An 11,735-nucleotide genomic window follows, 5' to 3' on the forward strand; every position below is an offset into this window, starting at 1 on the left:
GCAGGTTTAACAGGTTTATTTGGGTATTTAGGTGGTGCTTTATTTGCAAATATTGCAATGGGTGCTGTGGTTGATACTTGGGGATGGTCTGGTGGTTTTGTTGTATTGCTAAGTTCATGTGTAATAGCAATTGTGCTAATTGCTTTTTCATGGCTTCAAGAAACAAGAGGACACAACGGTATTCATTCATAAAATAAATGATTCTTGTGTAATTACATAAATATTGAATTGAAAATATTAAAAACAGTAAATCAAATGAATAATTAACCTTTAAATTAAAATAAATGAAAAAAATGAATTTTAAAAAAGTCTTAGCAGGGACTTTAGTTTTACTCTGCTTAGGATTTGTAGGATGCGAAAATGACACCGCTGACTATAATCAGTATAATTATTATCAAGAAATTGCGCTAAAAGAATTGAGTGCTGAAGCTAAAGTAGTAAGAGATTATGTAAAGCCAGATGCAATTATTGCGCACCGTGGTTCAACTTTCTGGACTCCAGAAGAAACTGAAGCAGCCTTTAGATGGGCTCGTAATATGGGTGCTGATTATTTAGAAATTGATCTTCAAAGAACAAAAGATGGATTCTTATTAGCTTTACATGACGGTAACTTACGTCGTACTTCAAATATTGAAAGCATTTTACCAGGGAAAGAAGATTTACCAGTTAGTGCATTTACACTTGCTGAGTTACGTGCATTAGATGCGGGTAGTTGGTTTAATGTTGATGTGCCTGAGAATGCTAGAGAATCATTTAAAAATCAAAAAATATGTACACTTGAAGAAGTGTTAAAATTTGCTGAAGGATACCGTATTAAACGTGATATTAATGGGGAACCTGTTAAATTAAACGATGGACCGGATTGGAATGGAGTTTATGAAATGGAAATAGATCCATTAGATAATGGAAATCGCCCAGGAATATATGCAGAAACTAAAGAGCCATATTTATTTGGAGGAATGGAACAAGATTTAGCAAGCTTTTTAACTGCTAAAGGATGGAATATTAATAGCCCAGAAACTTTAAAAACAGCTCCAGCAGGAGATGAAGGAAAAGTAGCATTTACAAATGGTCGTTTTATACTTCAATCATTTTCAAGAGAATCTATTGTAAAATTAGATCAAGTTCTTCCAGGTGTACCTAAATGTATGTTGCTTTGGTTAGATGAAAGCGCAGGGTATGTTCGTCCAAGTAATACATTAGAGTCTTTAGCTGAATTTATCAACTTCTCAGTTGAGTATAATTGCCATATTGCAGGTCCTTCAATTGCAGGGAAACCTAATAAATATGATGATTTATCTGAGCCTTGGATGAATGAAATGTATCATAGAGCAGGTATGATTGTTCATGCATATTCTTTTGATACAGAAGACCAATTAAGAAAATATAATGGTGATTACTATTATGGTGGTGAATCTCGTTTTGATAATCCAGATCGTCAAGTGAGTGGTACTTTTAATTACGATGTAAACAAAAATATGTTTATTGATGGTGGGTTTACAAACCTTACTGACTTATCATTAAAGTATTATAATAGAGGTGAAGGAAAAACTGCTCAAGAAGTTTTAAACGAGTTAGGTTATTAGTAATAAATCATTTAGAAGAAAAGACATGATGAAAAAAATATATTTTACATTACTAACTATGGGGTTAGTAGTAACAAGTGTTATTGGTCAAGAAAACCAATTATCGGTAGAATCTAATAAAGGAGGAATTCTATTGACTTCACCTGAAAAAGATTATCAAGTAAAGTTTAATGGTAGAATCTATATGGATGGTACTCATTATATGGATGATGTAACAGATTTAAGTTCAAAACTTTCTATTACTGATGTTCGTTTAGGAACAACAGTAAAATGGGATAAATGGGACGCTAAAATTAATGTTAGTTTTGGAAATGATCATTTAAAAATTAAAGACGCATTTTTAAGATATAACTATAATGAAAAAAGTGTTTTTACTATTGGTAATTTCTTTGAACCATTTGGTATAGAAGGTGCTGCATCAAGTAAAGAATTAAGATTTATAGGTGCTTCAAATACTACGCAAGCTTTAGGAATAGGAAGAAGTATTGGATTAGGATATACTTATTATACTGATAAATTTTACGGTGCTACAGGTTTATTTGCTGGTACTGTTGATAATCAAGATAAAGGAGATCAAGGGTATAGTACAACAACAAAATTAGCGTATACACCAATTGTAAACGAAAATTTAACGTTACAAGTAGGAGCTTCATTTTCTTACCGTAAGCCTGAAGCTAATGGTTTTAGTGATGGTTTAAATGATGATGATTTTAATAGAGAAGTTGTTTTAACTGCGGGTCCTGAAAACTTATTTTTAAACGCAGATATTAAAGGAGCAATGAGCGATACAAAATTTAACTTTCAAACGTTAGTTTTATCAAAATCATTCCTTTTACAAGGTGAATATACAAGATCAAATGTTACAAGAGATGAAGACTATGTTTCTGAATTAATGAAAGACGGTCCTCTTTACTATGTTACGTATGCTTGGCCAACAACTCCTCAAGATTATGCAGATTGGTATGGTGAATTAAAAGATATTACTACTGAAGCTTACTATGTACAAACAGGTTTTCTTTTAGGAGATACCTATTCATATAATTCTTCAACAGCTTATATTAATAGACCAAAAGCGGGTTCGTATGAATTTTTGGTACGTTATGATAATACAAATTTAAATGATATTGATGGTACTTACTTTAACGGTTCTTTTGGACCTGCTGATGAAGGTGCTGCTTTAGGAGGTGCTGGAAATAAGAGTATTGCTGGTGGTAAATCAGAGACTATTAGCGCAGCTGTTAATTATTATTTAAGTGATAACATCATGTTCCGTTTAAACTATAGTGTAATGGATGTTGATAATATAAAACACCCTCTTGATGAAAAAGTTGGTATTTTAAATGCAAGGGTTCAAGTTAATTTTTAATAAGAACCAGTACACATAATTATTTGAATTTAAAAACCCATAATTTAGATGAAAATCTAAGTTATGGGTTTTGTATTTTTTATAAGTTAACCTTAATTATTCAGGGATCCCATAAGTATTCACTACATAATCTAAATCTTTGTCACCTCTACCGCTTAAATTAACAAGGATAGATTCTTTTGGTGATTTTTGAGCTAGCTTTATGGCATACGCCACTGCATGGGCACTTTCTAATGCAGGAATAATTCCTTCTAATCTGCTTAATTCAAAAAAGGCATCAATACATTCTTTGTCCGTAATACTATCATACGTTACTTTATTTAAGTCTTTTAGCATGCTGTGTTCTGGGCCAACACCAGGATAATCTAAGCCACTGGCAATAGAATGTACAGGGGCTGGTTCACCATTTTCATCTTGTAAGGTGTAACATTTAAATCCGTGAATAATACCTGGTTTTCCCTTAGTCATAGTTGCAGCGTGATCTCCCAATTTATCTAAAGATTTACCAGCTGGTTCAATTCCAAAAAGTTTACATTCTTCATCTTCTAAAAATGCTGAGAAAATACCCATTGCATTACTACCACCACCAACACAAGCAACAATATTATCAGGTAATTCGCCTGTCATTTCAAAAAATTGAGCTTTAGCTTCAATACCAACCACACGTTGAAAATCACGAACCATCATTGGAAAAGGGTGCGGTCCAACCACAGAACCAATACAATAAATAGTGTTTATAGGATCTTCTAAATAAGCTCCAAAAGCACTGTCAACAGCTTCTTTTAATGTTTTTAAACCGTGAGTAACTGGTACAACAGTAGCTCCTAAAATTTTCATACGAAGTACATTCGGGTATTCTTTAGCAATATCAACTTCACCCATATGAATTTCACATTCTAACCCAAAATAAGCTGCTGCAGTTGCTAAAGCAACACCGTGTTGTCCTGCTCCAGTTTCAGCAATTAATTTCTTTTTACCTAAGTGTTTCGCTAATAAAGCTTCACCCATACAATGGTTTAATTTATGAGCACCTGTATGATTTAAATCTTCTCGTTTTAAGTAGATTTGCCCGCCATACTTTTGTGATAGGCGGTGACAATGATAAACAGGTGTTGGTCTACCTTGAAAATGCTTGCGAATGTTTCTAAGCTCGGAAATAAATTTATGCGATTTACTGATAGAAAAATAAGCATCATTTATTTTTTTCATCTCTGCTTCTAAATTTGGAGGTATAAAAGCACCACCATATTCATTAAAGAAACCTTCTTTATTTGGATATTTTTTAAAATAATTTTCTGACATACTATAATTTTATGAATTCCTCTTTTTTATTCTTCCACACTAGCTACCAATGCATTTAAAATCTCAATGGCAGCTTTGGATATTTTTGTTCCAGGGCCATAAACTCCAGTAACACCAGCATCCAATAAATATTGATAATCTTGTGCAGGAATTACACCTCCTGCAATAACCATAATATCTTCTCTTCCATAAGTTTTTAGCTCAGCAATTACTTGAGGAACTAAGGTTTTATGTCCAGCAGCTAGCGAGGAAATACCAAGGATATGAACATCATTTTCAATGGCTTGTTTAACGGCTTCTTTTGGAGTTTGAAATAATGGACCTATATCTACATCAAAACCTAAATCAGCATAGCCAGAAGCAACTACTTTTGAGCCTCTATCATGCCCATCTTGCCCTAATTTAGCAATCATAATTCTAGGGCGTCTTCCTTCTAATTCAGCAAATTTATTTGCTAAATCTTTCGCTTTTTTAAACTCTTGATCGTCTTTAATTTCTTTACTATACACGCCAGAAATAGATTTAATAGTTGCTTTATATCTTCCAAAAACAGTTTCTAATGCCGTTGAAATTTCCCCTAAAGTAGCTCTTTTTTCAGCGGCTTCAACAGCCAAATCCAATAAATTTCCTTCACCAGATGTTGCGCATTCGGTTAAATTAGAAAGCGCTTTTGAAACTTCAGCTTGATTTCTTTCAGCTTTAAGTTCGTTCAATCGTTTAATTTGAGATTTTCTAACGGCATCGTTATCAACCTCTAAAATTTGTAATGGGTCTTCTTGTTCTAATCGGTATTTATTGACGCCAACTATAGTATCTTGGTTACTATCAATTCTTGCTTGTTTTTTAGCCGCCGCTTCTTCAATGCGCATTTTTGGGATACCTAACTCAATAGCTTTTGTCATACCACCTAGTTCTTCTACTTCTTGTAGCAATTCCCAAGCTTTATTCACCATTTCTTCTGTTCTGTTTTCAACAAAAGTTGAACCAGCCCAGGGATCGACTGTTTTGGTAATGAGGGTTTCTTCTTGAATGTATATTTGGGTATTTCTTGCGATACGAGCTGAAAAATCTGTTGGTAAAGCAATGGCTTCATCCAACGCATTGGTGTGTAAACTTTGAGTGCCACCTAAAGCTGCGGCCATAGCTTCAATAGTGGTGCGCGCTACATTATTAAATGGATCTTGTTCTGTTAAACTCCAGCCACTTGTTTGGCAATGTGTTCTTAGCGCTAATGATTTTTGATTTTTAGGATTAAATTGTTTTACAATTTTAGCCCATAACATACGTGCTGCACGTAATTTTGCAATTTCACTAAAATGATCCATTCCAATGGCCCAGAAAAATGATAAACGTGGTGCAAAAGAATCAATATCCATTCCGCTTGCAATTCCTGTTTTAAGGTATTCTAGTCCATCGGCTAAAGTGTATGCCAATTCAATTTCAGGAGTGGCACCTGCTTCTTGCATATGATAGCCTGAAATAGAAATAGAATTGAATTTTGGCATATTTTTACTAGTATATGCAAAAATATCAGCAATAATTTTCATGGATGGAGTAGGTGGATAAATGTAGGTATTACGCACCATAAATTCTTTTAAAATATCATTTTGGATAGTTCCTTCCAATAATTTTTCAGCAACGCCTTGTTCTTTGGCGGCAACAATATAAAATGCTAAAATGGGTAAAACAGCACCGTTCATAGTCATTGAAACTGACATTTTATCCAAAGGGATTTGGTTAAATAACACTTTCATATCTTCTACAGAATCTATAGCAACACCAGCTTTACCAACATCGCCTTGTACCCGTTCGTGATCAGAATCGTACCCTCTGTGAGTGGCTAAATCAAATGCGACAGATAAACCTTTTTGGCCTGCGGCTAAATTTTTACGATAAAAAGCGTTGCTTTCTTCTGCAGTAGAAAATCCGGCATATTGTCTAATCGTCCAAGGTTGGCGAACATACATTGTTGAATAAGGGCCACGTAAATTTGGAGCAGTACCTGCAATGTAGTTTTCATGTTCAAAATAAGTATCTTTCTCATCTTGACTTTCAATACTGAGTTTTGAAAAATCTTTACGCTTCATTTTTCAGTCTTTTTTGTTCTAATTCTTCTGCCAAACGTTTCGGAATTATGGGAATTATCAATGTTTTTTTAGGGTTGCGTTCAACAAAAGGATGCACTTGTAAATCGTGTTTCATTTTGTCTTGTTCGTTTGGATATTTATTGGTTCCTAATAAAACCAGTTCACCACAATTAAATTGTGTTTGTTCTTTTTTAGCATTTTCAACAATTTTTCGTTGAATAGTTCCTACTTTTAATTGTTGTAAAAAACCACCACTTTTTTCAATTTCTTTGAAAAGAGCTAATGCTTTTTCGGCAATTTGTTTCGTAACAGCTTCAATATAATAGGAATTGGTAGCAATGTGCTGTGCATTTTTGAAATAACTTTCTTCCTTTAAAATTAATAACTGATTTCTAGCAATTCGATCTCCAAATTCATTTGAATGATGAAAAACGGAATCATAAGCACTATTTGAAACTGTATTTGCGCCTCCTAAAATAGCGCTCATACTTTCAGTAGTTGTGCGCAACATATTTACGTTATAATCGTACAAAGTTTTGTTACGCAAACTTGGTTCAGCATAAATTTGTGCGTTTGCAGTTGTTTCGTATTCAGATACCATTAAATTGTACAAATACTTAAAGGCTCTAATTTTAGCTATTTCAAAAAAATAATGAGTTCCAATGGCAAAATTAAACTGTATTTTATTTGCGATAGCACCACCAAATTTTGTTAAATATTCATTTACATGAGCTAATGCATATGCAACTTGCTGTACAATATTTGCTCCGGAATTTTGATACATATCAACATTTACACTAAGTAAAAAATGAGATGTATTTTTTTGAAGAAGATTTTCTACTACTTTAAAATCGTTATTTAAAGAGGTGTACCAATTGCCGCTTCTTGCTAAATTTCCAATAATATCAATATTGTAAAAAACGGTTTCATTTTTAAGTAATTCAGTAAGTTCAGTTATAAATTCTTCAGACAAAAACTCAAGCTGAAAGTGAAATTCAATTTTTTTATTTAAAAGATGCGTAAATAAAAGGTTGGAATTGAACGATTTTTTAGCAACAAATTTTAAAGCGTTTGCACCTCTTTGAATGACATCTATAGCTTTTTTATTGGCTTCTTCTTCAGAAGTGACGCTAATTTTCTGACAAATTTTATAAGCTGCTTCTGAAACAGGAATGTTTAACTTTTTAAAATCGTCTAAGTGATAAAATGGCTTTATGGTAATTCCTTCATTGGTTTTTGTGAGAAGGGTCTCATTATAATCAGCTCCTTTTAAATCGAATTGAATTTTTTGTTTCCAAGCTGCCGCTGAACTTGGTTCAAAATCTTGCGTTATAAAATCACTCATCATTGCTATTTTTTTAAGTTAAATTTGAGACAACACTTAAAATACGAGCATTTATTTTTTTTCTAATGTGTCGTATTCTATCAAATATATTTCTTCATTTTCTTTTTTCATGTGATATTCTTCTCTAGCGAATTTCTCTAATTCTTCTTTGTTTTTGAGCTTATCTATAAGTTCTTTATCTTGCTTAATTTCACTATTTAAATAATCTTGTTCACTTTTAAGTTTGTTGATTTCTTTATTAAATTCTCTATGATTTAACATTGAATTTTCATCAAAAAACAGCATCCAAACAATAAAAACAGCAAGTATAATTACATATCTGTTTGTTGTAAATTTTACAATTGGTTTATTTTTGAATTGCTTAAAAGTCATTTATTTTAACTTATTATTAATAACAGTTCTCACAATATCAACAGCCACTGTATTGTATCTGTCATTTGGGATAATAATATCGGCATAATTTTTCGTAGGCTCTATAAACTGCTGATGCATAGGTTTTAATGTATTTTTATAGCGTGTAATTACTTCGTTTACATCGCGTCCTCGTTCTTCAATATCACGTCTTAAACGTCTAATTAAGCGTTCATCAGTATCAGCGTGTACAAATATTTTTATATCAAATAAATCTCTTAATTCTTTATTGTTAAAAATTAAAATTCCTTCCACAATAATTACTTTTCTTGGATGTGTAATCAGGGTGTCCGATGTACGGTTATGCGTTATAAAAGAATAGACGGGTTGTTCAATAACTTCACCCTCTCTTAATTGTTTTAAATGAGAAACTAACAATTCAAAATCTATAGCTTTTGGGTGATCAAAATTTATTTTAGTACGCTCTTCATAAGCTAGATTGGCAGTTTTATTATAGTAAGAATCTTGTGAAATTACACAAACTTCATCTGCAGGTAATTCATGTAAAATTTGATTTACAACGGTTGTTTTTCCGCTTCCTGTGCCACCGGCTATTCCAATAATTAGCATATAAATATTTCTGTTAGTATTTGCAACAAATTTAATGAATATATAATATGGAAAACGGATTTTAATTATTTTTTGTTGTGTAGTCTAGATTTATGTTCATTTAGTGAGTTGGGGAAACTTGTTTATGAACTCTTTTGAGCGGATAAAAGGACATAGGCTGGTGATACTCAGGATGAACTTCTTGTCTGTATTTCTTAAAAAAAGTATTGTAAAAAAAAATAGATTATCTTTTCAGATAATCTATTTTGAGCCGATAGAGGGACTCGAACCCACGACCTGCTGATTACAAATCAGCTGCTCTAGCCAGCTGAGCTACATCGGCTTTTATGCGGATGCAAATTAATATACTTTCCAATTAATATGCAAGTATTTTTTCAATTATTTTTTATAGACTCTTCAATTTTATTCCCAAAGGAAAGTAATAAGCTAAGTATCAATTATTAGAAATATTTTGAGTCATTTAATTGAATCACTAATTGAGTATTTGTGAAGGTGAAAGTAAATATTAGGTATCATGGTTATAACATTTTTAACGAATTAAAAACTTCTTTTTTGGAGTATATTTAAATGATCATATATAAATAAAAACCGAGACAGTTATTTTAACGTACTCGGTTTTCTTTTTTAATTACTTGTTCTAAGTTTAATTAAAACAATAGATTATACAGGTTCTTTTTCTAGTTTAGTTCTCATTCTTGCGATGTTTTCAATTACTTCGGGCATTTTTTCAAACATTGCCGCAAGTCCGTGAGTTTTGCCTGCTTCAAGGAATGAAATGTTTTCTCCTTTTGTTACCAAAAATCCTATAGGTTCAATTCCAACACCAACACCTGCTCCCATTCCTTCGCTTTTAAGTTCTTTTTTTTCAAATCCTTCTCCTCCTCCAGAGCCAAATCCTAATCCTACTTTAATTACGGGCACACATTTAAATTCTCCCAATTCAAATGTTTGACCAACGACAGTTTCAGTTTTTGCTTCATTTTTAATGAAGTCTGTAACTTGTTTTAACAATTCTTCAAAATGTAATTCCATAATGTTACGTTTTTAAATGAAAAAATAATTTAATAATATTAATTGGTCTGTTTTGTAAATGCAATACCAATTGATTTCTGTCTTCAAAATTGACCTTAAAATGTCCAAGATTATAATTAAGAAACACAAAAACGGGATACAATTTCGCATTCAAAGTGTAATCACCTGTATCTATTTCTAAGTTAAATCTTTTAATTTTAAAAGATTTTAATATTTGTAGACCTTTCTTAAAATCAATTTTTTTGTTTGTTTTATTGTTTTTAACAATCTTTTTTTTCTCTGTAAAGCCTCTATATTTTAATGGATAGAGATAAAAATTCATAAAAAACATTCGTAGTTTAATTCTTATGATTTCAACGTTATCTTTTTCTATACTTGCCTTTGCAAACCCTCTTATTTGCAAATAATATTGATTTGTAATTGTATTAATATATAAATCAATAGGTACTAATAATGCATAAACGATTAACAAAAAAAGCAGTAGAAAAAAACTTGTTAACAGCATAAAATAATTTTTATGTAAAATTATCTAGCATATCTTTATTTGGCAATGAGATTAGTTAATTTATGAATGATTTTTATCAATTATTCAACTTTTTATTTATGATCTGAATTTATGTTGTAATTTTGGATAGAAGTCAATAAGGTTTGTTTGACTCTTTTGATTTAATTGGTTAAAGAATAATAAATAGTTTTGTGCTTTATATAATCACTATTTTAATTGCCATCACTTCCTTAAATCAAGCATGGATTGAAACACAAATTATAACTAATAATTTAACCATTATTTTAGGAGTTTTTAAGCGGTTATTTTAATTAGATTTGGTTCTAAAGAAGTAATTGGCGATTTATTAAGAACTTTTTATACAAGAAAAAACTTTAAAATTGAAGACCAGATAAGTTTTAAATGAATTACTGGAATTGTTAAATCAATTGACAATATAAAATAACTTTGAAAACTTCAAAAGGTAAAATGGCATTACCAATAAAAGAAATTGTTGATAATTAAATAGAGATTTCAGATTAAATGAGAAAAAAATAAATGAACTTAATAAAGTTTTGAAATTTTAGTTAAAAATGGTGACAAAAACCTTTTGAAAGTGTCATAAAAATTATAAATAATAATAATTCATAAAATGAAAAAATTAATTTTACTATTGCTAGTGTTTTTTATTGCAGTTAATACTCAAGCTCAAAAAAAAGAAAAAATAAAAGGGAACAAAATTGTTATAGATGTTTCTCAAGACTTAGAAGATTTTAATGCAATTGAAATTGGAGATAACTTAAAAGTTACCATTGCAAACTCAGTGAGTAATGGATACCGTTTAATAGCAGATGAAAATCTAATAGATGTTATTAAATTTAAGGTTGTTAATGGTGAACTAAAAATCTATACCACTTCAAATATTACATATAGCAAAAAGCTTGAAGTTAGTTTAACAGTTAAAAATATAAATAAAATCACTTTAAAAGAAGATGCTAAATTAACTTCAATGAGCAGATTAAATTTTATTGACTTCACTTTTATAGCTTTAGATAATGCTGCGTATGATTTAGATTTAGAAGCTGAAAATTCAACCTTCAATCTTTATAGAAGTACCTCTGGGAGCGTTCATCTAAAAGGAGAAAAAGCTTTTATGCTTTTTAATGAAAATGCATTTTTAAAGGGTGAAATTGAATTGGATGAATTAGAATTAATAACTAATAATCGTACAGATATCAATTTATCAGGAGATGTTACTACATTAAAAATTAATGCATCCGGATCTTCAAGTTTGAAAGCTAAAAATTTAGAAACTAGTTATGCTGATTTAAATTCAGAAAATACGGCTGATCTTTACATTAATGCTTCAAAAGAGATTAAAATATACGCGAAGGATAAAAGTTCAGTTTATGTATATGGTCAACCTGATATAAAAGTTGCTGGATTGATTGGTAACTCTCAGATTGTTAAAAAGTAAAAAACATCAAAAAAATAGGTTAATTTAGACTTGAAATAGAATACCTATTAAAATTTACAGATATGAAACTTAAGA

The 11,735-nt window shown here is 30.9% G+C and carries 10 protein-coding genes, 1 tRNA gene and 1 pseudogene; 4 read left to right on the forward strand and 8 right to left on the reverse strand.

The window, feature by feature from the left end:
* The 3 genes and pseudogenes from ABY863_RS10270 to ABY863_RS10280 all read left to right on the forward strand — a co-directional run.
* Nucleotides 1-192 (forward strand): annotated as a pseudogene (locus ABY863_RS10270) (hypothetical protein); the annotation flags it as partial.
* A 101-nt stretch (nucleotides 193-293) separates the two neighbouring features.
* Nucleotides 294-1,586: a glycerophosphodiester phosphodiesterase family protein gene (locus ABY863_RS10275; RefSeq protein WP_372794490.1), complete on the forward strand. Its 1,293-nt coding sequence runs from the start codon at nucleotides 294-296 to the stop codon at nucleotides 1,584-1,586.
* Nucleotides 1,587-1,611: 25 nt separating this feature from the next.
* On the forward strand, nucleotides 1,612-2,952 hold the full coding sequence (locus ABY863_RS10280; protein ID WP_372794492.1) for an OprO/OprP family phosphate-selective porin: 1,341 nt from the start codon (nucleotides 1,612-1,614) through the stop codon (nucleotides 2,950-2,952).
* A gap of 96 nt (nucleotides 2,953-3,048) precedes the next feature.
* On the opposite strand, the gene trpB is transcribed toward ABY863_RS10280, so the two are convergent.
* From trpB to ABY863_RS10320, 8 genes are all read right to left on the reverse strand, one after another.
* Nucleotides 3,049-4,254 carry a tryptophan synthase subunit beta gene (gene trpB, locus ABY863_RS10285; RefSeq protein ID WP_372794494.1) on the reverse strand — a complete coding sequence of 402 codons (1,206 nt, stop codon included), beginning with the start codon at nucleotides 4,252-4,254 and terminating at the stop codon, nucleotides 3,049-3,051.
* A gap of 26 nt (nucleotides 4,255-4,280) precedes the next feature.
* A complete protein-coding gene (scpA, locus tag ABY863_RS10290) occupies nucleotides 4,281-6,341 on the reverse strand; it encodes a methylmalonyl-CoA mutase (RefSeq protein WP_372794496.1) in 2,061 nt (686 codons plus the stop codon).
* Nucleotides 6,331-7,686 carry a methylmalonyl-CoA mutase subunit beta gene (locus ABY863_RS10295; protein WP_372794498.1) on the reverse strand — a complete coding sequence of 452 codons (1,356 nt, stop codon included), beginning with the start codon at nucleotides 7,684-7,686 and terminating at the stop codon, nucleotides 6,331-6,333. Before ABY863_RS10295 ends, scpA begins: the two co-directional genes overlap by 11 nt.
* Nucleotides 7,687-7,737: 51 nt before the next feature.
* Nucleotides 7,738-8,058 (reverse strand): septum formation initiator family protein, encoded by a 321-nt coding sequence (locus ABY863_RS10300; protein ID WP_372794500.1) that lies wholly within the window; start codon nucleotides 8,056-8,058, stop codon nucleotides 7,738-7,740.
* Nucleotides 8,059-8,667, reverse strand: a complete 609-nt coding sequence (udk, locus tag ABY863_RS10305) for a uridine kinase (RefSeq protein WP_372794502.1) — start codon at nucleotides 8,665-8,667, stop codon at nucleotides 8,059-8,061.
* A gap of 248 nt (nucleotides 8,668-8,915) precedes the next feature.
* Nucleotides 8,916-8,989 (reverse strand) — tRNA-Thr (locus tag ABY863_RS10310).
* A gap of 338 nt (nucleotides 8,990-9,327) precedes the next feature.
* Nucleotides 9,328-9,699, reverse strand: coding sequence for a GerW family sporulation protein (locus tag ABY863_RS10315; RefSeq protein ID WP_372794504.1), 372 nt, complete (start codon nucleotides 9,697-9,699; stop codon nucleotides 9,328-9,330).
* A 4-nt stretch (nucleotides 9,700-9,703) separates the two neighbouring features.
* Nucleotides 9,704-10,021, reverse strand: coding sequence for a hypothetical protein (locus ABY863_RS10320; RefSeq protein ID WP_372794506.1), 318 nt, complete (start codon nucleotides 10,019-10,021; stop codon nucleotides 9,704-9,706).
* Nucleotides 10,022-10,835: 814 nt separating this feature from the next.
* On the opposite strand from ABY863_RS10320, the gene ABY863_RS10325 reads away from it, so the two are divergent.
* Nucleotides 10,836-11,660, forward strand: a complete 825-nt coding sequence (locus ABY863_RS10325; protein ID WP_372794508.1) for a head GIN domain-containing protein — start codon at nucleotides 10,836-10,838, stop codon at nucleotides 11,658-11,660.
* The last annotated feature ends 75 nt before the right edge of the window (nucleotides 11,661-11,735 follow it).

It is taken from the genome of Lutibacter sp. (assembly GCF_041562875.1).
Classification (GTDB): domain Bacteria; phylum Bacteroidota; class Bacteroidia; order Flavobacteriales; family Flavobacteriaceae; genus Lutibacter.

What these genes read in the sequence shown, in the direction of transcription:
- ABY863_RS10275 (WP_372794490.1), top strand. Translation starts at nt 294, where the DNA reads ATGAATTTTAAAAAAGTCTTAGCAGGGACTTTAGTTTTACTCTGCTTA.
- ABY863_RS10280 (WP_372794492.1), top strand. Translation starts at nt 1,612, where the DNA reads ATGATGAAAAAAATATATTTTACATTACTAACTATGGGGTTAGTAGTA.
- trpB (WP_372794494.1), bottom strand. Translation starts at nt 4,254, where the DNA reads ATGTCAGAAAATTATTTTAAAAAATATCCAAATAAAGAAGGTTTCTTT.
- scpA (WP_372794496.1), bottom strand. Translation starts at nt 6,341, where the DNA reads ATGAAGCGTAAAGATTTTTCAAAACTCAGTATTGAAAGTCAAGATGAG.
- ABY863_RS10295 (WP_372794498.1), bottom strand. Translation starts at nt 7,686, where the DNA reads ATGAGTGATTTTATAACGCAAGATTTTGAACCAAGTTCAGCGGCAGCT.
- ABY863_RS10300 (WP_372794500.1), bottom strand. Translation starts at nt 8,058, where the DNA reads ATGACTTTTAAGCAATTCAAAAATAAACCAATTGTAAAATTTACAACA.
- udk (WP_372794502.1), bottom strand. Translation starts at nt 8,667, where the DNA reads ATGCTAATTATTGGAATAGCCGGTGGCACAGGAAGCGGAAAAACAACC.
- ABY863_RS10315 (WP_372794504.1), bottom strand. Translation starts at nt 9,699, where the DNA reads ATGGAATTACATTTTGAAGAATTGTTAAAACAAGTTACAGACTTCATT.
- ABY863_RS10320 (WP_372794506.1), bottom strand. Translation starts at nt 10,021, where the DNA reads ATGAATTTTTATCTCTATCCATTAAAATATAGAGGCTTTACAGAGAAA.
- ABY863_RS10325 (WP_372794508.1), top strand. Translation starts at nt 10,836, where the DNA reads ATGAAAAAATTAATTTTACTATTGCTAGTGTTTTTTATTGCAGTTAAT.